A 20,562-nucleotide genomic window follows, 5' to 3' on the forward strand; every position below is an offset into this window, starting at 1 on the left:
GTTATATTTCCTTTCTTTCCATTTTTATTTTTAATTCTCTTAAAACCTCTTTTGGAACAAGATTCTGTATATCTGCACCAAAATAAAGAACTTCTTTTATAAGAGATGAGCTTATAAAAGAGAATTTCGTATTGCTTGGCAGGAATATTGTTTCTATTGATGAATCAAGCTCCCTGTTCATATGCGCCATCTGAAGTTCGTAGTCGACATCCGCAGCACTTCTTATTCCTCTGACAAGAGCGTGTATTCCATTCTCTTCACAATACTTAACCAAAAGGCCTTCAAAAGATATAACCTTTACATTTTCTATATCTTTGGTACACTCTTCCACAAGCTTTAGTCTTTCCTCAAGAGTGAATAGAGTCTTTTTATTTGGATTTACAAGTATTCCGACCTGAAATTCATCAAAAAGTTTCGATGCTCTTCTTATAACGTCGAGATGACCATTGGTTATAGGGTCAAAACTACCTGCAAATATAGCTTTTTTTATAGTACATTTATCCATTTATATCTCCCCATTTATAGAAGCTAAGCAGTGTTATTCCGTATTTCTTTTCCTTTATCATCTCTATATTTCCGATTTTTTCAGGAAGAGTGTCCGCTTTATCATGCTCAACAACTATTATTCCATCTTCATCTAAAATATTTTCTTTTTCTATTCTTTCTATACAATCCACAAAAAGTCCTTCATAATAGGGTGGATCCATAAATATTACATCAAATTTCTCATTTTTTCTTCCCATAAGGGCTATGGTATCTTTATAATCTGAAACTATAATCTGACTTTCGCTTTGAAATCTTGCTTTTTCCACATTCTTTTGTACTATTTTTATACTGTCTCTGCTTTTGTCCGAAAAAACACATTTCTCAGCGCCTCTGGATAAACATTCTATCCCAAGAGATCCTGTTCCCGCAAATAAATCAAGAACGTTGCTGTCCATTATATATTCATTTATTATATTGAACATAGATTCCTTTACCCTATCTGTCGTAGGTCTTACTCTATCATCTTTAGGAGCCTCAAGTTTTAGTCCTCTGGCTCTACCTGAAACTACTCTCATAAACTACCCCTCTCTGTATATTCTATCATATCCTTTAATGTAATTTCATCGTTTTCCTTTAATTAAGATATATATCTTCATTTATATTGCTGAATTTTTCCATTATTTCATTTTTTATCATTCTATTTTCCGCTTTTTCAAGCTTTGGATCCTCAGAAATCATAATTCTGGCTTCATGCTGCACAGTCTTTAAAATCTTCATATGTTTAAAAAGATTTGCTACCTTAAGCTGAGGAACACCATGCTGCATTGTTCCAAAAAATTCTCCTGGACCTCTTATTTCAAGGTCCTTTTCTGATATCTTGAATCCATCATTTGTATCTTCCATTATTTCCATTCTTTTTGCACATACATCGCTTTTTGATCCGTATATAAGAACACAGTATGATTTATGTTTTCCTCTTCCCACGCGTCCTCTCAGCTGATGTAGCTGTGCAAGTCCAAATCTTTCGGCATTTTCTATTATCATAAGTGTTGCATTGGGAACATTTACTCCCACTTCTATTACTGTAGTAGATACCAGTATATCAATTTCTTTATTTTTAAAGGCATTCATTATCTCATCTTTTTCAGATGGTCTCATTTTTCCATGAAGAAGCCCCAATCTCAAATCAGGAAAATATTCATGTTTAAGTTCCTCAACTGTCTCCGTCGCTGATTTTAAATCGAGAGTTTCACTTTCTTCAACAAGCGGACAAACTATATATACCTGTCTTCCCTTGTCTACTTCTTTTCTGACAAGAGTTGAGTATACTTTATCCCTTTTCTTTTTCTCGACAGCCATGGTTTCTATCTTTTGTCTTCCTGGTGGAAGTTCATCTATCACCGATATATCCAAATCTCCATAAAGTATAAGCGCAAGAGTTCTCGGAATAGGAGTTGCCGTCATTACCATCATATCCGGATTTTTACCTTTTGATGACAGTCTTCCTCTCTGTCTTACTCCGAATCTGTGCTGCTCATCGGTTATAACAAGACCTATATTTGAAAATTCGACATTATCTTCTATAAGTGCATGAGTTCCTATAACTATATCTGTTTCACCAGAAGCTATTTCATAAAGCATTTTTTCCTTGTTTTTCTTACTCACACTTCCTGTAAGCAATGCTATTTTTATTCCCATAGGTTCAAGTATTTCAGAAAATGATTCAAAATGCTGTTGTGCCAGAATTTCTGTAGGAGCCATCATCGCTCCCTGATATCCGTTGAATACACAGTTTGCAAGTGCAATCATTGCTACCACTGTCTTTCCACTTCCAACATCACCCTGTACAAGTCTGCTCATAACTATATCAGAACACATATCCGCATTTATTTCATTCAGTGCTCTTGTCTGTGCGGCTGTAAGTTTAAATGGAAGTCTTTTCAGTACTTCTTCCACTTTTTCGCTGTTTTCAAATACTATTCCTTTTTCATCTCCTTTTCCTCCTTTGAACATAAAAAGTCCAAGCTGGAGTATAAGAAGCTCTTCAAATATCAATCTATACAAAGCAACCTTGAGTGCTGCTTTATCTTTTGGAAAATGTATATTTTTTATTGCGTAATCTATACTGCAAAGCCTGTATTTTTCAATCAGATGTTTAGGCATATACTCTGGAATAGCTATTTCTCTGCTATCGAATACATTTCGTATCATTCCGCTTATATCTCTATTTGTTATACCATATGAAAGAGGATAAACAGGCATTACTTTCCCTGTTGTTTTTGGATCCTTTGACCGGTATTCTATCTCACATGATGTTAGTTCGACAAAATTGCCGCTTCTTTTGACCTTTCCAAATACAAGGATTCCATCTCCTGCTCTGAATGTATTCTTTATATATTCTCTGTTGAAAAAAACAAGTTTTGCAAAGCCTGTGTCATCTTTGACATCAACCCTTGTAAGAACCATTCCTTTTTTAGGAGAATAGCTCTCTATATTTGTTATAACAGCTTTTATAGTGGCTTTTTCCTCATCTTCAAGCTGAATTATTTTTTTTATTGTACTTCTGTCTTCAAACTGCCTCGGAAAATAATACAATAAATCCTTTACTGTATATATTCCCAACCTATTCAGTTTTGCAGCTCTTTTAGGGCCTATTCCCTTTACATATTGTACATTTTCCTTTATCAAGTTTATCATATTGCATCACCCGTAGTCTGTATACGTTTATTCTGAATTATCCATAATTTTTATCCTGTATGATTGATTTTATCACACAGAAAAATCCTGTACAACCTCATTATACAAATGATTATGCACAGGATATAATTTCTTTTATATATTCTGTTATTATTCTATAGATATCAGATAATAATATAGAGGCTGTCCACCATAATAAAGTTCTATATCTATATCATCATATTTTGCTTCAAGTTCTTCTCTAAGTGCTTCTGCCTGCTCTTCTGTAACATCTTCACCGTAGAAAAGAGTTATTATAGATGTATCTTCATCTGACATCTTTTCTATAAGTTCTTTTGTTACCTCTTCAACCTCATCACCGGCAGCTGCCATTTCTTTTTCAGCTATACCTATTATATTACCTTCTCTTATTTCTATTCCGTTCATTACAGTATCTCTTACCGCAAATGTAACCTGTCCTGATTTAACATATTCAAGAGCTTCTGTCATTGCTGACTCATTTTCTTCTGCTGTTGCTTCAGGATTGAATGATACAAGAGCACTTACCGCCTGTGGAATATTTTTAGTAGGTATTACTATTATATTCTTTTCACTAAGTTCTTTTGCCTGATTTGCAGCCATTATTATATTGCTGTTATTTGGAAGTATAAATATGTTTTTTGCATTTATACTGTTTATAGCCTTCATGAAATCCTCTGTACTTGGATTCATTGTCTGTCCACCTTCTATTATGTGGTCTACTCCAAAATCTCTGAATATAGTTGCAAGACCATCTCCCATAGAAGTAGAAATAAATGCAAATTCTTTTTCTTCTGCAGGTGCCTGTGCACTTTCTTCGTTAAGTATATGTTCATGCTGCATTCTCATGTTTTCTATTTTTATTGTAAGAAGCTGTCCATATTTTAATGCTTCCTGAAGTACATTTCCTGGCTCATTTGTATGAACATGAACTTTTATAACTCCCTCATCACCAACTACAGCAAGGCTATCTCCATATCCAAGCATTATATCTCTTATTCCTGTATCATCTATTTTGTCTGATTCAAGTATAAATTCAGTGCAGTATCCAAATTTTATATCTTCATCAGTGTGAGCTCCTGCCTGTGGAACAGAAACTGCTGCTGCAGCTTTTTCAGCCTGTGACTCAGCTTTGACCGGCGTTCCTTTTATAGAAAGATACATACCTTCTATTATAAGAGCAAGACCTTTACCCCCTGAGTCTACAACACCTGCATCTTTAAGATTTTTAAGAAGATTTGGAGTGTTATCAAGAGATCTGTTTGCCTCTTTTGTAACTCTTTCAAGGAATCTTTCTATATCTTTTTCTTTTTTGGCAAGTTTTACAGCATAATCCCCAGTTTCTCTTATAACTGTAAGTATAGTCCCTTCAACCGGCTTGATTACAGCTTTATATGCTGTATCAGCTCCTCCTTTGAATGCTTTTGCCATATCCATAGTTGTAAGCTGTTCTTTTCCGTCTACAGCCTTTGCTATACCTCTTATTATCTGAGATAATATAACACCAGAGTTTCCTCTTGCTCCCATAAGAGAACCTTTTGACATTGCCTTTGCAACTTTTGTTATATCTTCTTCCTCAACTTTTGCAAGTTCCTTCATTGCATAAGATATTGTAAGAGACATATTTGTACCTGTATCCCCATCTGGAACAGGGAAAACATTAAGCTTGTCTACAAGCTCTTTATTATTCTGAAGATTAGCAGCACCAGAAACAAACATCTCTCTGAATGCCTTAGCTTTTATATATTCAGTCATTATTTTCCTCCTAAACTATTTTACTCTTATACCCTGTACATTTATATCTATTTTGTTTACTTTTACACCGACAGTGTTTTCAACTGTATATTTTATCTTATCTATTATGTTGTTTGCAACAGTTGATATATTTACACCGTACTGCATAACTACAAAAAGCTCTATTTCTACGGCATTATCTTCTGCTTCTTCAACTTTTACACCCTTTGTTGCGTTTTCCCCTTTTAAAAGTTCAACTATTCCCTTTGTTCTAGACGCAAGACCTACAAGTCCGTAGCTCTCCATAGCCGCCTTGTATGCGACCTGTGCTATTACATGTTTATCTATCTCTATGCATCCATATTCGTTTATTATTTTAGCGGTCATACTATGAACCTCCTCTGATTTTTAATTTTATAAATCAATACTATCTTATTTTTATACCTCAAAATAGTACTCTACAAACATATAATACTACAAAAACGCTCTTATTTAAAGCAGTTGAGTATAATTTAGTTTTATTTTCAATATTGCTCTTTACTTTAGGTGATTTTATATATATAATATTTTATATTATAGGCACAGATTCTTCAATACATTGTGTGCCTTGTGCAATTTTGTCTTGCAATACATTATCTTTTATGATAATATATATATGTTTTTAGTCTTTAATATAGTTATTCATTTTTTAAGGAGGTGTACGGAAAATGTCAAGAGTATGTAGCGTATGTGGTAAAGGAAAACATTCAGGAAATAAAGTATCACACTCAAATAAACACAACAAAAGAACTTGGTCAGCAAACTTAAGATCTGTTAGAGCTATAGTGGACGGAACTCCAAAAAGAGTAAAAGTTTGTACTAGATGTTTACGTTCTGGAAAAGTTGAAAGAGCTTAGTTCGGTGATAATTCAATGGTCTATCTTTGATAGGCCATTTTTTATTGTATTTTAATAAAAGTATAGGGATTTGTTTGCGCAGTTTCCTGCGACGTCACAAATCCCTATACTTTTATTTTTTTCTTTTAACAATTACAGTTCTACAGTATTTTCATCTGTAGTTTTTCGCTCAAAACCATCATTATAGTTTTCTAAGCTTTTCTATAAGTTCCTTAAAATAATCCGGAAGTTCAGAGTCGAATTCTATATACTCACCTGTAGTCGGATGGATAAATCCTAGTTTTTTGGCATGCAACATCTGTCCATTTAATTTGAACTTGTGTTTTGGATTCTTTGGTCCATACACAGGATCTCCAACAAGTGGATGATTTATCGACATCGAGTGAACTCTTATCTGATGAGTTCTTCCCGTTTCAAGAGTAGCTCTGACATGAGTATAACCGTTGAATCTTTCTATAACTTCAAAATGCGTTACAGCATTTCTTCCATCTGGAACTATTGCCATTTTCAGTCTGTCCTTTGGATTTCTTCCTATCGGTCTATCAACTGTCACCTTGTCTTCCTTGAACACTCCATGACATATAAATTCGTACTCTCTCTTTATTGAATGTACTTTCAGCTGTTCAGCCAGACTATTATGTGCATTGTTGTTTTTTGCAATCATAAGTATTCCCGATGTATCCTTGTCTATACGATGAACTATTCCCGGCCTTATTACTCCATTTATAGAAGAAAGATTCTCTCCACAATGATAAAGTATCGCATTTACAAGTGTCCCATCAAAATTTCCAGGAGCTGGATGCACTACCATTCCCTGAGGTTTATTTACTATTATTACATCGTCATCTTCGTATACTATATCTATCGGTATATTCTGAGGCTCTACCTCCAGCACTTTTGGTGCAGGTATTTCTATTGAAATTCTATCGTCCTCTTTTACCTGATATTTTGCTTTCTGAACCTTTCCGTTCACTTCAGCCTTTTTTTCTTTTATTATCTTCTGTATATAGCTTCTGGACATATCACCAAACTGTTCAGAAAGATAAACATCCAGTCTATCCCCTTCTTCTTCCTCTGTTACAAGGAATGTTTTTATATCATTATTTTCCATGCTTCACCTCTATCTTTTTCTCATCTGAATATAATATCACATATATACATAAAAGTATTGTTCCGCACACTATAAGTACATCAGCAAAGTTGAAAACATACTGCCATATTATTCTGAAGTCAAAATAATCAACTACAAATCCCAGCCTTATTCTATCTATAAGGTTTCCTATAGCACCGGCAACTATCATTATTATTGAAGCTTTTCCTACTATATTTATTCTTTCTCTGTTTTTGTGAAGATAGCCAAGTGCTATTATCGTAGCTATAAGTGCCACCAATGCCAGAAAATACTGCTGATTTTTAAGCATACCAAAAGCTGCTCCTCTGTTTTCTACATATGTCAAATGAAAAACATCGTTTATTATAGGTATTGTTCCTACAGTTTTAAGCCCGTTTAATACCCGTACTTTTATAACCTGATCTATAGCTATAAGAATAGCTATTATAATCTCGTATATCACTTTTTAACCCCTTTCTACCAGTATTATATATCGATTTTATATTATATTTTATTATTGTGCAACTTTATACATATAGTTTTTGTACGAATTTACTATGTTAATATATCACCCTATATCCTTTCAAGTACAATATGTACGACATACAGAGCTGCTGCAAAAGCTGCAAATAAAAATATATTAACAGTGAAAACTGCTCCTTTTAGAATATGATCTACGATAATAGAAAACAAAACCAAAGCTAATCCTACAAAAACACCATATAAAGCTGAAGTCATTTTTCCTGGTTCTTTTTTCTCTACAAATACATTCATGCAAATATATCTTATAATCATATAGGCAACTATTACTATAACCGCTGTCGATACGAAAAATCCGTATGAAATTTCCATAGTTAAATCAGGCTTCACACCTTTTATAAAATCTGCTGCCATTTTCCATGTATCTGGAGATAAAAATATATTTATCAAAGAAAGCATAGATAATGACAAACACACTATATCAAAAAACTCTATGATTCTTTCTTTTGCAGTCCTCTTCGGAAGCGATTCTATTATACTGTCACAAAACTCTTTATAATCTCCTCCTATAACATCATCTATATTTTCACCTCTGTTCTGTGCATCTATAATCATCTCTGATATATCCCTTCTGACAACTTCCCGGTTGTACTCCGATATATCGGCAATTTTTATATAACATACAATATCTGTAAATACCGCCTGATTCTCCTCACTTATCATTTCATCCAGCTTATTGTTGTAATACTGAAGTTCTTTTAATTTATTCTTTTTCATAACCTACACCTCCAAATAGATTATTTATCGCCTTTGAAAGCTCGCTCCAACTCTCATAAAAGTTCTCTATCTCACATATTCCTGCATCTGTTATTCTAAAATACTTTCTCTTTGGACCTACAGATGATTCTCTGTATTCCGCCTCTATCATTCCATTTTTCTGAAGTCTCAGAAGCATAGGATATATAGTACCCTCAGAAATATTTTCAAATCCGTATGATTTTAATTTTTCGGATATCTCATATCCATATGTTTCATTCTCGCTTATTATTTTTAGGATACATCCTTCCAGAGTTCCCTTTAGCATCTGTGATGTTATCATCGTATCACCACCTATCTTGTATTACATAGTACCTAACTATATTGTAATACAAGATAGTATATAAATCAAATTTCAAAACACATAAAAATCTCTATTTTCGAATGTTAAACCGCATATTCAGACAAAAAAAATAAGGCAATACACAAACATATGCACTGCCTTTAATCTCATATAAAATATTAATATTTTCTTTCAAGGAATCCAACTTTTCTATATACTTTTCTAAGAGTTTTTCTTGCTTTTGCTTCTGCCTTCTGAGCGCCCTCTGAGTATATTTTTTCAAGATAATCTTTATTGTTTAAAAGATATAGATATTTTTCTCTCATAGGTTCTAATGCTCCTACTATAACTTCTGCTGTATCTGTTTTGAAGTCTCCATATCCTTTTCCTTCGTACATTTTTACGATCTCATCAACAGGTTTTCCTGAAAGAGCTGAATATATATCAAGAAGGTTTTTTATACCAGGCTGTTCAGGAGAATATCTTACAACTCCCTCAGAGTCTGTAACACTTCTTTTTATTTTTCTTCTTATTGTATCTGGATCATCTTCAAGAAGTATAAACGCATTTTCGTTGCTGTCTGACTTACTCATTTTCTTTGTAGGTTCCTGAAGACTCATTACTCTTGCTCCACCTTTTGGATAATACCCTTCAGGTATTTTGAATGTAGGTGAGTATCTGTTGTTGAATCTGTTTGCAAGGTCTCTTGCAAGCTCAAGATGCTGTTTCTGGTCATCACCAACAGGAACAAGATCTGTCTGATATAAAAGTATATCTGCTGCCATAAGAACAGGGTATGTAAACAGACCTGCATTCAGGTTAGCTTCAGATTTCTGAGACTTGTCCTTGAACTGAGTCATTCTGCTAAGCTCTCCCATATATGTCATAGTGTTTAAAACCCACATAAGTTCAAGATGCTCTTTTACATGAGACTGTATAAATATAGTATTTTTCTCTGGATCAAGTCCACATGCTATATACTGTGCAAGAAGTTTCATTGCATTTTCTCTAAGTACTTTTGCCTCCTGTGGAACTGTTATCGCATGAAGGTCTACTACACTGAAGAAACACTCGTATTCGTTCTGAAGTTCAGTCCAGTTTTTTATAGCTCCAAGGTAGTTTCCAAGTGTCATCTTACCAGATGGCTGAGCACCACTGAATATTATTTTCTTTTCATCCATTTGTATCATTCCTTTCTATGAATTATTCATACTTGTTTGCTAATCAATTTCCAGTTATATAATTTATATTTTATTGAAATTTTCTTATTAATATTTTTATAGATATTTTCTTTTATTAAAGAGTTTCAAGCATATCCATTACTATATTTGCAGATGTTACAGCCGCTATTTTGGCAAATTCATCAAAAGATACTTCGGCACTTCCATCTGCCTTATCTGACATAGATCTTATTATTACATAAGGAGTTTTGTTCAGATAACATACATGTGCCATTGCTGCTCCTTCCATTTCACAGCAGTAAGCGTTAAAGTCATTTACAAGTTCTTCTTTGACAGCCATATCAGCGACAAATAAATCTCCTGTCGCTATTCTACCTCTCATAACCTTATGTCCTTTATTTTCTTTTACAGCTGCATTGTATGCTGCATCTGAAAGTTTTTCGTCTGCCTTGAATTCTGAACAGTCCATTCTTGGTATAACTCCTTTTGGATCTCCAAAAGCAGTAGTATCCATATCGTACTCAACAGCATCTGTAGATATTACTATATCATTTACATCAAGCTCATCATGTAAAGCTCCTGCAACACCTATATTTACAAGTGCATCCACTCCGAACTCACTTATAAGCATCTGAGTACACATAGCAGAGTTTACTTTACCTACTCCACATTTTACAACTACTACATCTTTTCCTCTAAGTTTTCCCTCATAGAAGTCTAGTCCACCTTTTGATATCTTCTCAGCCTCTTCTATTTTTTCAAGAAGAAGTACTACTTCCTCATCCATAGCACCGATTATTCCTATTTTATTCATATCCTACCTCCTGTATAAATTTCCAAATAAAAAAGTCCCATGCCGAAGCATAGGACGATATTATCGTGGTACCACCTAAATTGCACAAATTGTGCCTCTCTTGCGTAACGTGCATAAGCGTCCTGAAATACTGTATTTCCTCCAGGAATCTCGGGGATCCATTCATAAATCCTATCATTGCCAAACTCTCACCATCGTCGACTCTCTGTATATGAATCGGATATACTACTACTTCCCGTCACAGACTTATATATTAATACTATATTTTTATAGTATCTTCAAAAAGAGAAGATGTCAAGTAAAACATCTTCTCCATAGTTTATATCGTATTAATCTCTCTGTATAACAACAGCTGTTCCTGACACAGTAACCATAAGCATACCATTATCTGCTCCAAGAACCTCATAGTCAGTATCCACTCCGACAACTGCATTTGCTCCCATTGCAGAAGCTCTCTGCTCTAGTTCATAAAGTGCCTCTTCTCTGGCTTTTTTAAGCTCGTCTTCATATGAACCTGATCTTCCGCCGAACACATTTCTAAGTCCTGCAGTAATATCTTTGAAGAAGTTTACTCCTGATACTACCTCTCCATAAACTATACCTTTGTAGTCTACTATTCTATATCCATCTACAGATGGCGTTGTAGTTATTATCATACTCTTTCCTCCTTCTGAGAACTGTATTCCATTCTCTATATGGATACTATACGACATATTATTATATAATCCTTTAATTTTTTATTATATTATTCCTCTCATTGCAAGAACAACCATTATACATGTAACTATTACAACACCTGCAACTATTACCATACCTGGATGAACTTTACCTTTTTCAACAGTTATAAGGTCGTCTTTCATAACAGTTTTTCTAAGTGCTGTTACTATAGGTTTGTAGATAAGAAATACTATCGCTGAGTTAAGTCCACCTTTTATAAGGTTGAATGGAAGTATAGCTGGAACAAGAAGCTCCACAACTGCAGATCTAGGATATCCAAGATAGATAGGAGTTACAAGGTAGTTCCATATTATCATCATAACTGTCATAGCAAGTGTACCTGAAACAAGACCTATTATAGAACCTCTAAGTGTTCTGTCTTTTTTGTAGATAAAAGCTGCAGTACATGCAAAAGAACAGCTGGCAAGTACATTCATTATAAATCCTATAATACCATCACTACTTATTGTAAAAAGCTCTATCAGAGAAGTTATAAGAGATACTGCTATTGCTGTAAAAGGCCCCCATATAAATCCTCCAAGAACTATTATTACGTCCTTTGGACTGTACTCAAGGAAAAGAACCATCGGGATTCTTATAAATGCAACTGCTGCAAAACCAAGCGCAGAAAGCATCGCTATTGTTGTAAGTTTTCTTGTTGTTAAATTGTTCATATTGAACCTCCTCAAAATAAATTAACACCTGAAAGTCTCTAAGAGTCTCTCAGGTGTTATATTTATGTCAATCTCGTTCAATATCTTCAAATATGGTGTAGCATCTTTTTAATTTAAAGTACATCAAAATCGGTATTGCTCTCAATATTAACACATCTTCTTCCATCCAGACTATACTGTCGGTTTTGGAATTTCACCAAATCCTGAGCTGAACCTGCCAGCTCCTGCACAACGTGCTCGCGGACTATCACCGCCGATCGGGAATCTCACCCTGCCCTGAAGACATCTTAAATTCGATTCAGTTGTCTAGATATAGATTAACACATACTCAAATTAAAATCAAATATTAATTTTCACCATTTTCTGATTTATCGCTTATTCGATACACTATTTTTTATTATTTTCTATAGTGCTTTTCTTTGGAAATACTACTCTTACCTTGAACAAATCTCCATCTGAACTAAGCTTGAATGTACCTCCCTGCAGTTCTGTAAAACTTTTTGCTATTGCAAGACCAAGTCCGCTTCCCTCTGTATTTCTAGACTTGTCTCCTCTGACAAATCTTTCAGAAAGATTTTCCACATCTCCATCTATTTCCTCTGCTGATATATTTTTGAATTCTATAGAAACCTTATCTCCCATATCCTCAACTTCAATATATGCTCTTGAACCGTACATAGAATATTTTGATATGTTTGATATAAGGTTTGAGAATATCCTGAATGTTCTCATACTGTCTAATCTTGCAATTATTTTTTCATTTGAAAATCTTGTTCTTATGTCAACTCCTGAAGCTGCTATTTTGTCGTCAAGTTCAAACACAGTCTGTTTTACAAGTGATACAACATCAACATCTACAGGATTCAGTTCTATATTTCCGCTTGTAGAGCGACTTACTTCAAACAAATCCTCTATCAGATATTTAAGTCTCTGTGATTTTCTGTCTATAACATCTATGTATTTTTCTTTTTCCTCATCTGTAATACCTTCTTTTTTCAGAAGATCGACATATGTGATTATAGATGTAAGAGGTGTTTTCAGATCGTGAGATACATTTGTTATAAGCTCTGTCTTCATTCTCTGGCTTTTTACTTCCTCATCTACTGCACGTTTAAATCCTGTCTGTATATTTCCAAGATTTTCTTTTATCGGGTTGAATATTCCAAGGTCCTCTTTTGTATCCATATTGAAGTTTCCATCAGCTATATTTTCTGTCATTTCTTCAAGTCTCAGATAATCTCTGTGTACAGATGTAGCCTTTGATTTCATAAATCTGAATAGTAGTATAGAGTATATAATCGCTATGATTATACCTAATCCCCAGAATATACACATGATTGTTATGCATAGAAGGTTTATACCGACTATTATAAGAAGTGGCTTGTCTAATCCTTTTTTAAGGTCTAGATTTTCAATCCAATGTACAAACATTTTTATCTGTCTTATAGTCCATCTTATTGGTTTTACTATTATTGATTTTTTCTTCACCAGCTCTCGGTTATCTTTTGAGAATAATGATCTCAGATATGCACCTGCTATTATACAGAACATGAAAAGAACAAACCAATATACTACATTTGCAATTACCATTACTGTAGATATTACCTCTTCTGATATACCTCGTATATTCAACCATGCAGATATATCATTTGGTACAGCCATTACTATAGGATTTGCCGCTATCTGAACAAGTATACTCGAAATTATAATACCTATAAATACTGCTAATTCTACAGGCATATTTATAAAGCTTTTTACAAAAATTATATTTTCACTTATTTTCCTTGAAATCAAAAGACCTATTGCAAACAACACAGCACATATTGTAAGCCCTATCATCATAACTCCAACTACTGATTTTCCAATATTATTTGTAAGTATTGAAGAAAGATTGCTTCCTTCTCCCACACCATATGGTCCAAGATTTGATGCAAGAAGGTTTATATCACCTTTTAATGCTATCGTAAAAACAGCATTTTTAACTTTTGGAAGATTTGTTGTATACTCTTCACCAGTATATTTTTTCTCAAGAGCTAAAACAGATATATTATTTTTATTCTGTTTCTTGTCTATTACCTCTTTTAAAGTATCTGCACTCATACCTTTTATATATGGTATTTTTAGATTTCCACTCTGGTCAAAATCCAGCACCGCATAAAATACATATCCTTCCTGATATTCATATAGTTTATTTTCTTCTTCATTAGTCTTCTTTTCATTCAGAATAAGTTCTCTGAATTTCTCTATTTCATTATTTGTTGAAGATGACTTTTTATTGTTCTTATTATAGCTATCTATACTCAAAACATTATATCCATTATTTTCAAGTGTATCTGATTTTACAATATCTCCCATTAATGAAGATATACTTCCTTTTATAAGGTATTTTTCTACAGCTGTTCTCTCTTCTTCTGTCATTTTAGAAGATTTTTCTTTATTCATGTATTCTTCATATTTTTCAACATAATTTTCATCATTATGATAATATAAATCATCTGAAATTTCATAATCTTTTGAGAGTTCATCGAGTTTCTTGTCATCTAAAATAAATGCTGACGGATCAGACATTTCGCCCGTTTCTTTCTTCATATCATAATATATTGGGTACATCAATTCTGATATATAATTTGCAAACTCTTCTGTACCTACCTTGCTTTTATCTATTAGAGATGTCTTATTTATATTAGGATACGACGAAACCATAGCTATTGATGCTACTAATAGAATAAGTACAAGTATAATATTTAGTTTGAATTTTCCTGATTTAGATTTTCTCGATCTTGTATCCAATTCCCCACACCACCTTTAAATATCGTGGATTTTTAGGATCCACCTCTATTTTTTCTCTTATATTTCTTATATGTACCATAACTGTATCGGTACTTATTGCAGCCTCATTCCACACTCTTTCGTATATTTCTTCTGCAGGGAACACTCTTCCCGGATTTCTCATAAGAAGACTAAGTATTTTAAATTCTATCGGAGTAACTTTTACATGGTTTCCGTCTACAAATACTTCTTTTGTATCGTCATTCAGTTCAAGCCCCCCTGTAGTGTATATATTTTCATTTACTGTTTCTTCTTTTGAGTTCATATTCATATATTTTGTATATCTTCTTATCTGTGAATTTACCCTTGCCAGAAGTTCAAGAGGTTTGAAAGGCTTGGTAATATAATCATCTGCCCCTATATTAAGTCCCATTATTTTGTCCACATCTTCTGATTTTGCAGAAAGCATTATTATAGGGAAATTATATTTTTCTCTCACTTTCATTGTAAATGTTATTCCGTCCATTACAGGCATCATTATATCTACAACTGCAAGATGTATTTCTTCAGATTCAACAATATTCAGTGCCTCAAGCCCATTTGGAGCTTTCATAACTGTATACCCCTGATTCTTCAGATATATTTCAACTGCATCCGCTATTTCCTTTTCATCTTCAACCACTAATATTCTGTAACTTTCCATATGTCTCACTCCTTCGTTTTGTCATTTCAAAATTTTTCCTATATCCATTATACAATATATAAGTTTCAGATGAATTGTTTAATGCCGATGATTTTATCATCTACTCTCCTCCTTTTCTATATTCACATTATATTCATTAAACCTAAAGACGCACAGTATATATTGTTAAAGATTTTCTAAAAAAAATAAAAAAAAGACACTATCTCAAAAGAGATAATGTCTATGTTTTACATAAGAGGTGCTATAAGTCTTAGGACTCTTCCTGTCACCTTTCTTAGTATATTCTGTTTTCTACAGTTTTCTATATCTATTTTCTGACATTTTTCAAGCGTAGCCAGATAGTCTTTTTCTATATTTATAATTTCACTGTTTTTAAACATATATGTTGCGCATTCAAAGTGAAGATACAGACTTCTAAAGTCAAGATTGATAGTTCCTACTACGGCTGTATCATCGTCCGATACAAATGTTTTGGCATGTACAAATCCCGGAGTATATTCATATATTTCAACTCCTGCCTCGATAAGTTCCGCATAATATGTTCTTGCAACAGCATATGCATATTCCTTGTCTGGAATATGAGGCATGATTATTTTTACATCAACACCTCTTTTTGATGCATATTTAAGAGCCATAAGCATTTCATTGTCTATTATAAGATATGGCGTCATTATATGGACATATTTATGCGCATGATAAAGTATATCTATGTATACCTGCTCACCTACATTTTCCCCATCCATCGGACTATCTCCATAAGGAATTATATAACCATCCTTTATTCCTTCAAATTCTGAATAGTCAAGATCTATATATCTGTCAAACTCTTCATCGTTTATTTCAGATACATTCCACATCTGAAGAAACATTGCAGTAAATGATTTTACAGCTTCACCTTTGACCATTATTGCATTGTCCTTCCAGTGTCCATAGACTACTCTTTTGTTGATGTATTCATCAGACAGGTTTACTCCTCCTGTAAATCCGACCTTTCCATCTATTACAAGTATTTTTCTGTGGTCTCTGTTGTTCTGATGTGTTGAAAGAATTGGTTTTATTGGATTGAACATCTTGCATTTTATTCCAAGTTTTTCCATTCTTTTTGTATAGTTATATGGAAGATGTGCAATAGAGCATGTTCCATCATACATAAGTCTTACCTCTACGCCTTCCTGAACCTTTCTTTTCAGAATTTCAAGTATAGTATTCCACATGATTCCCTCTTCTATTATAAAATATTCAAGGAATATAAATTTTTCAGCTTTTTCAAGCTGCTTTATCATCTCCTCAAACTTATCTTCTCCAAGAGGGAAGTATTTTACTGTAGAGTTATTATATACAGGAAATCCTCCTGCTATTCCATACATATACTGAGCAAAATTTGTTATATTTCTGCTCTCCTTTTCCAGTTTTTCTATTACATGGTGGTTCTGTTTCAGAAGTCCTCTCGTCTTTTCTATGAGATTTCCTATCCTTACAGCCATTATCTTTGTACTAAGCTGAAGCCTTACAAATATGTACATAAGTGCACCGAAAAGCTTAAATACAATTATAAGAAGAAGCCATGCAAGTTTAAAGCTTGGGTTGTCATTTTTTCTGTTTATTATATATACAACCATTAAAAGTGCTACTACATCTAATACGCCCAGTATTGAGTTTACATCGTATTTCATTACATTGTATGCATATACAACTACTCCAATCTGAGCAAGCATAAGTATAATAGTCATTGTTGTTCTTCCGAATATTACTCTCAGAAGTTTTTTCATTATTACACCTTCTCTCCGCAGACATACCTCTGCTTCAAAACGGGATTATTTAATAATATCGAGTTCCAGAAGATCTCTTATATCATTTATTTCCCGATCAAATTTTTCGACCTTTCCAAATCCATATTTAGCATATACAAAAGGAATACCCGCTACTTCTGCACTTTTTGCATCTCCAGGAGTATCTCCTATGTATATAGGATTTTTCAGGTTGTTTCTTTCTATTACAAGTCTGTTGTTTTCACCTTTGCTAAGACCTGTTCTCTCTGCATTTTCGTAGTCCTCAAAATATTTTCCAAGACCATTTATTTCAAAGAATGCCTCTATATATCCACACTGGCAGTTACTTACAATAAAAAGTCTATAATCCTTTGAAAGTTTTTCAAGAACTTCTTCAACACCATCAAATACTATTCCAAGTCTTTTTTCAAGAATTCTTGATGTTTCAAGATTTGCACATTCTGTTTTTATTCTGTTTCTCATTTCATCAGAAAGGCTCTCAAGCATCATATCCATAGCCTCTCCACATGGATAACCCATAAGCTGGTTCATCCATTCAGTTGTCATTACAAGATCTACCCCATATTCTTTGAATGCTTCATTCCATACATTTACAACAGCATCTCTAGTGTCCCATAAAGTTCCATCCAGGTCAAAAATTATTGAATCTACTTTTTTCATAGTTTCCTCCAATACATATATTCTGATAGCTACATAGCCTATTATATCATATTCATCTGAAAAATCATTCAATATAATTTATTTATAAAAAAGCTGTATTGACTATGTGCCAGTACAGCTTGGGTTTATTTTACAGGTACAGTATTTCTGACAATCACAGCTGCACCATCTTTTATTTCTATAATACATTCATCTTCCAGCATAACATTTGAAATTCCCATAGGTTTTGCATATTCCATATCGAAATTATCGAGTGGATATTCAAGTTTTTCAAGTGTCATACCTTTTGCATCACCTTTTATCGGTATCACAGATACTGTATCTCCTGCATTTCCTGAAAGTATAAATCTTTCATTTTCAATGACATACATTATTTCATTCTCACTTATAATTCTAGGGAAAATACCGTAGTTTTTAATATAATAAAGAAGTTTTACATTGGCAAGTGTATGATCAATTCTTCCACCAAGTGCAGAATATATATCTATACTATCAGCTCCCAATGTCTTTGCAAGATATATACATATCTCTGAATCCGTCTCATCCTTTTTCTCTGGAAGTTCCTTAAAATCAACACCGTTTTCTCTATAATATTCTACTATTTCCGGTGATACAGAGTCGAGATCACCTATTATATAATCAGGAATTATACCAAGTTTATATGCATGGTTTGCACCGCCGTCTGCACATATTATACATGAATAATCCTCTTTTTCAATTTTTTCTTTTATAACAGAGTAGTCATCTATTACTCCGTTTAAAAAAATACATGTTTTCAAAATACTTCACTCCATTTCAGGAAAATCCCTTATCAAATAGAATTTTCTAATTATATCAGATATTAATTTTAATATGTTTTCTATCTGAATAATATAATAAAATCAAACAGGCAGTATCAACTGCCTGCTCTATTTCATATTTCATTTTTATCTGATATTATTTTGCGTTTTCTCTAAGAGCTTTTACAGCCTCGTCTATATCTTCATGTCCGAATATTGCAGAACCAGCAACACAAACATCTGCACCAGCGTCTACAACTTCTTTTATGTTAGATGGTTTAACTCCACCATCTACCTCTATTTCAACGTTAAGTCCTCTTTCGTCTATCATTTTTCTAAGCTCTTTTATTTTTTCTGTCACACATGGTATATATGACTGTCCTCCGAATCCTGGGTTAACAGACATTAAAAGTACCATATCTACATCATCAAGAACATATTTTATAGTATCAAGAGAAGTTGCAGGATTTAAAACAACTCCAGCTTTTATTCCGTATGATTTTATGTTCTGTATAGTTCTGTGAAGATGAGTACATGCCTCAACATGAACTGTTATTATATCACATCCTGCATCTACAAACTCTTTTATGTATTTGTCAGGATTTTCTATCATAAGATGTGCGTCAAATACCATATTTACATCTTTTCTAAGTGATTTTACAATTCCAGGTCCAAGAGTTATATTTGGAACAAAATGACCGTCCATAACATCTATGTGAAGATACTCACATCCTGCCTTTTCAACTTTCTTTACATCTTCAAGTAATCTTGCGAAATCCGCTGATAATATTGATGGTGCTAATTTAACCATATTAATACCTCCTGCTGTTCTTTTGTCTTATTTCATTTAGTAGTTGTATATAACTATCATATCTCCTCTGAGATATTTCTCCATCTTCAACCGCCTGTTTTACAGCACATCCAGGCTCATTTTCGTGGACACATTTAGAACCGAATCTACATTCATCATACTCGTCAAATTCGATAAAATATTCCTTTAGTTCCATCTCTTCTATACCGTCAAGTTCAAGAGAGCTGAATCCCGGAGTATCGGCAACCATTCCTCCGCATTCAAGTTTCAGAAGTTCTGCATGTCTTGTCGTATGTCTTCCACGACCTATTTTTTCACTGACAGAACCTGTTTTTAACTGGAAACTCTCATCTATTTCGTTTAGTAGACTTGATTTTCCAACTCCTGAAGGACCCGCAAACACAACAGTATTGCCCTTCAGTTCTTCTCTTATCTTATCTATGTTCTGATGCTTTTCACTACTTACAGGTATAACTCTGTATCCTGTAGTTTCATATATCTCAACAAGATTTGAAAGACTTCCGTCATCCAGATCTGATTTTGTAAACACTATGACTATCTCAAGCCCTTCTCTTTCGGCATGCACTATAAATCTATCGAGAAGTGAAAGGTTTGGCTTTGGATCTACAACAGCAAACACTATAAGAGCCTTGTCAACATTTGCAATAGGCGGTCTTACAAGTTCTGTATCCCTTTTTTCTATCTCCTCAACTACACCTTTTTTATTCTCCTCATCGACAATACTTATACTTACATTGTCTCCAACAAGAGGGGTTATCTTTTTCTTTCTGAAAACACCTCTGGCCTTGCATTCATATAGACCATTTTCAGTATCAACATAATAAAAACTGCTTAGACCTTTTATTATTTTTCCTTTAAGCATCAATACCTCCTAATTAATTTCTTTCTCTATATATGATAGCACATTTTCAGGTATTAGTCGCCTTTTATATAACATAATAGGACAATTTTTTCATTTTAGATGGTATAATATAGCTGTTATTAATATCGATAAAGGAGCAACTATGTAGTTGTTAAAAATATATACAAATATGTATAAACATGTACATATATAAACATATTTTTAGAAACGAAAAGCTCCCTGCATTTGTAAAGAGTGCAGAGTGGCAGGAATTGCCTGCC

General features: G+C 33.5%; 21 protein-coding genes, 1 riboswitch and 1 other annotated feature. Of the genes, 1 reads left to right on the forward strand and 20 read right to left on the reverse strand.

The annotated features are described in order from the left end of the window. Position 1 precedes the first annotated feature (1 nt). The 5 genes from coaD to EXD82_RS05695 all read right to left on the reverse strand — a co-directional run bounded on the left by coaD (position 2) and on the right by EXD82_RS05695 (position 5,322). Positions 2-505, reverse strand: a complete 504-nt coding sequence (gene coaD, locus EXD82_RS05675) for a pantetheine-phosphate adenylyltransferase (protein WP_142535950.1) — start codon at positions 503-505, stop codon at positions 2-4. Next, on the reverse strand, positions 498-1,061 hold the full coding sequence (gene rsmD / locus EXD82_RS05680; protein ID WP_142535951.1) for a 16S rRNA (guanine(966)-N(2))-methyltransferase RsmD: 564 nt from the start codon (positions 1,059-1,061) through the stop codon (positions 498-500). Before rsmD ends, coaD begins: the two co-directional genes overlap by 8 nt. Positions 1,062-1,119: 58 nt before the next feature. Then, positions 1,120-3,183 (reverse strand): ATP-dependent DNA helicase RecG, encoded by a 2,064-nt coding sequence (gene recG, locus EXD82_RS05685; protein WP_142535952.1) that lies wholly within the window; start codon positions 3,181-3,183, stop codon positions 1,120-1,122. A 150-nt stretch (positions 3,184-3,333) separates the two neighbouring features. Further along, positions 3,334-4,956, reverse strand: coding sequence for a DAK2 domain-containing protein (locus EXD82_RS05690; RefSeq protein WP_142535953.1), 1,623 nt, complete (start codon positions 4,954-4,956; stop codon positions 3,334-3,336). 15 nt (positions 4,957-4,971) lie between these two features. Beyond that, complete coding sequence (locus EXD82_RS05695) at positions 4,972-5,322, reverse strand: Asp23/Gls24 family envelope stress response protein (RefSeq protein ID WP_142535954.1); 351 nt, start codon at positions 5,320-5,322, stop codon at positions 4,972-4,974. A 320-nt stretch (positions 5,323-5,642) separates the two neighbouring features. Between EXD82_RS05695 and rpmB the strand changes: the two genes are divergently transcribed. After that, positions 5,643-5,831, forward strand: coding sequence for a 50S ribosomal protein L28 (rpmB, locus tag EXD82_RS05700; RefSeq protein ID WP_142535955.1), 189 nt, complete (start codon positions 5,643-5,645; stop codon positions 5,829-5,831). Positions 5,832-6,012: 181 nt separating this feature from the next. Here the strand turns inward: rpmB and EXD82_RS05705 are convergent, their stop codons facing one another. From EXD82_RS05705 to rsgA, 15 genes are all read right to left on the reverse strand, one after another. Next, positions 6,013-6,942 (reverse strand): RluA family pseudouridine synthase, encoded by a 930-nt coding sequence (locus EXD82_RS05705; RefSeq protein WP_142535956.1) that lies wholly within the window; start codon positions 6,940-6,942, stop codon positions 6,013-6,015. Beyond that, a complete protein-coding gene (gene lspA / locus EXD82_RS05710; RefSeq protein WP_142535957.1) occupies positions 6,932-7,405 on the reverse strand; it encodes a signal peptidase II in 474 nt (157 codons plus the stop codon). Before lspA ends, EXD82_RS05705 begins: the two co-directional genes overlap by 11 nt. A gap of 110 nt (positions 7,406-7,515) precedes the next feature. Continuing rightward, positions 7,516-8,199: a hypothetical protein gene (locus EXD82_RS05715; RefSeq protein WP_142535958.1), complete on the reverse strand. Its 684-nt coding sequence runs from the start codon at positions 8,197-8,199 to the stop codon at positions 7,516-7,518. Further along, positions 8,186-8,521, reverse strand: coding sequence for a PadR family transcriptional regulator (locus EXD82_RS05720; protein ID WP_142535959.1), 336 nt, complete (start codon positions 8,519-8,521; stop codon positions 8,186-8,188). Before EXD82_RS05720 ends, EXD82_RS05715 begins: the two co-directional genes overlap by 14 nt. A 179-nt stretch (positions 8,522-8,700) precedes the next feature. Beyond that, complete coding sequence (trpS, locus tag EXD82_RS05725) at positions 8,701-9,702, reverse strand: tryptophan--tRNA ligase (protein ID WP_142535960.1); 1,002 nt, start codon at positions 9,700-9,702, stop codon at positions 8,701-8,703. 115 nt (positions 9,703-9,817) lie between these two features. After that, on the reverse strand, positions 9,818-10,516 hold the full coding sequence (locus tag EXD82_RS05730) for a 5'-methylthioadenosine/adenosylhomocysteine nucleosidase (RefSeq protein ID WP_142535961.1): 699 nt from the start codon (positions 10,514-10,516) through the stop codon (positions 9,818-9,820). Between the two features lie 47 nt (positions 10,517-10,563). Next, positions 10,564-10,767 (reverse strand) — a binding site (T-box leader). A gap of 78 nt (positions 10,768-10,845) precedes the next feature. Further along, a complete protein-coding gene (locus EXD82_RS05735) occupies positions 10,846-11,172 on the reverse strand; it encodes a putative heavy metal-binding protein (RefSeq protein WP_142535962.1) in 327 nt (108 codons plus the stop codon). An 84-nt stretch (positions 11,173-11,256) separates the two neighbouring features. After that, a complete protein-coding gene (locus EXD82_RS05740; RefSeq protein WP_142535963.1) occupies positions 11,257-11,907 on the reverse strand; it encodes an ECF transporter S component in 651 nt (216 codons plus the stop codon). Positions 11,908-12,057: 150 nt separating this feature from the next. Beyond that, positions 12,058-12,195, reverse strand: a riboswitch (FMN riboswitch). 99 nt (positions 12,196-12,294) lie between these two features. Next, positions 12,295-14,697: a sensor histidine kinase gene (locus EXD82_RS05745; RefSeq protein WP_142535964.1), complete on the reverse strand. Its 2,403-nt coding sequence runs from the start codon at positions 14,695-14,697 to the stop codon at positions 12,295-12,297. Then, positions 14,672-15,379 carry a response regulator transcription factor gene (locus EXD82_RS05750; RefSeq protein ID WP_142535965.1) on the reverse strand — a complete coding sequence of 236 codons (708 nt, stop codon included), beginning with the start codon at positions 15,377-15,379 and terminating at the stop codon, positions 14,672-14,674. The genes EXD82_RS05745 and EXD82_RS05750 overlap by 26 nt, the downstream gene beginning before the upstream one ends. Before the next feature lie 227 nt (positions 15,380-15,606). Beyond that, the gene (gene cls, locus EXD82_RS05755; protein WP_142535966.1) at positions 15,607-17,148 is read right to left on the reverse strand and encodes a cardiolipin synthase; all 1,542 of its coding nucleotides are present in this window, start codon (positions 17,146-17,148) and stop codon (positions 15,607-15,609) included. A gap of 45 nt (positions 17,149-17,193) precedes the next feature. Next, a complete protein-coding gene (locus EXD82_RS05760) occupies positions 17,194-17,829 on the reverse strand; it encodes an HAD family hydrolase (RefSeq protein WP_142535967.1) in 636 nt (211 codons plus the stop codon). Between the two features lie 125 nt (positions 17,830-17,954). Then, positions 17,955-18,608: a thiamine diphosphokinase gene (locus EXD82_RS05765; protein ID WP_142535968.1), complete on the reverse strand. Its 654-nt coding sequence runs from the start codon at positions 18,606-18,608 to the stop codon at positions 17,955-17,957. A 157-nt stretch (positions 18,609-18,765) separates the two neighbouring features. Further along, positions 18,766-19,419, reverse strand: a complete 654-nt coding sequence (rpe, locus tag EXD82_RS05770; protein WP_142535969.1) for a ribulose-phosphate 3-epimerase — start codon at positions 19,417-19,419, stop codon at positions 18,766-18,768. A gap of 1 nt (position 19,420) precedes the next feature. Further along, on the reverse strand, positions 19,421-20,302 hold the full coding sequence (gene rsgA / locus EXD82_RS05775; protein ID WP_142535970.1) for a ribosome small subunit-dependent GTPase A: 882 nt from the start codon (positions 20,300-20,302) through the stop codon (positions 19,421-19,423). Positions 20,303-20,562: the final 260 nt, after the last annotated feature.

The sequence above is a fragment of the Peptacetobacter hominis genome (genome assembly GCF_006861675.1).
Taxonomy (GTDB): domain Bacteria; phylum Bacillota; class Clostridia; order Peptostreptococcales; family Peptostreptococcaceae; genus Peptacetobacter; species Peptacetobacter hominis.

Coding starts and splice junctions, on each gene's coding strand:
- rpmB (WP_142535955.1), top strand. CDS start 5,643: ATGTCAAGAGTATGTAGCGTATGTGGTAAAGGAAAACATTCAGGAAAT.
- rpe (WP_142535969.1), bottom strand. CDS start 19,419: ATGGTTAAATTAGCACCATCAATATTATCAGCGGATTTCGCAAGATTA.
- EXD82_RS05760 (WP_142535967.1), bottom strand. CDS start 17,829: ATGAAAAAAGTAGATTCAATAATTTTTGACCTGGATGGAACTTTATGG.
- EXD82_RS05715 (WP_142535958.1), bottom strand. CDS start 8,199: ATGAAAAAGAATAAATTAAAAGAACTTCAGTATTACAACAATAAGCTG.
- rsgA (WP_142535970.1), bottom strand. CDS start 20,302: ATGCTTAAAGGAAAAATAATAAAAGGTCTAAGCAGTTTTTATTATGTT.
- EXD82_RS05740 (WP_142535963.1), bottom strand. CDS start 11,907: ATGAACAATTTAACAACAAGAAAACTTACAACAATAGCGATGCTTTCT.
- EXD82_RS05750 (WP_142535965.1), bottom strand. CDS start 15,379: ATGGAAAGTTACAGAATATTAGTGGTTGAAGATGAAAAGGAAATAGCG.
- EXD82_RS05720 (WP_142535959.1), bottom strand. CDS start 8,521: ATGATAACATCACAGATGCTAAAGGGAACTCTGGAAGGATGTATCCTA.
- EXD82_RS05735 (WP_142535962.1), bottom strand. CDS start 11,172: ATGATAATAACTACAACGCCATCTGTAGATGGATATAGAATAGTAGAC.
- EXD82_RS05705 (WP_142535956.1), bottom strand. CDS start 6,942: ATGGAAAATAATGATATAAAAACATTCCTTGTAACAGAGGAAGAAGAA.
- cls (WP_142535966.1), bottom strand. CDS start 17,148: ATGAAAAAACTTCTGAGAGTAATATTCGGAAGAACAACAATGACTATT.
- recG (WP_142535952.1), bottom strand. CDS start 3,183: ATGATAAACTTGATAAAGGAAAATGTACAATATGTAAAGGGAATAGGC.
- rsmD (WP_142535951.1), bottom strand. CDS start 1,061: ATGAGAGTAGTTTCAGGTAGAGCCAGAGGACTAAAACTTGAGGCTCCT.
- coaD (WP_142535950.1), bottom strand. CDS start 505: ATGGATAAATGTACTATAAAAAAAGCTATATTTGCAGGTAGTTTTGAC.
- EXD82_RS05730 (WP_142535961.1), bottom strand. CDS start 10,516: ATGAATAAAATAGGAATAATCGGTGCTATGGATGAGGAAGTAGTACTT.
- trpS (WP_142535960.1), bottom strand. CDS start 9,702: ATGGATGAAAAGAAAATAATATTCAGTGGTGCTCAGCCATCTGGTAAG.
- EXD82_RS05695 (WP_142535954.1), bottom strand. CDS start 5,322: ATGACCGCTAAAATAATAAACGAATATGGATGCATAGAGATAGATAAA.
- EXD82_RS05690 (WP_142535953.1), bottom strand. CDS start 4,956: ATGACTGAATATATAAAAGCTAAGGCATTCAGAGAGATGTTTGTTTCT.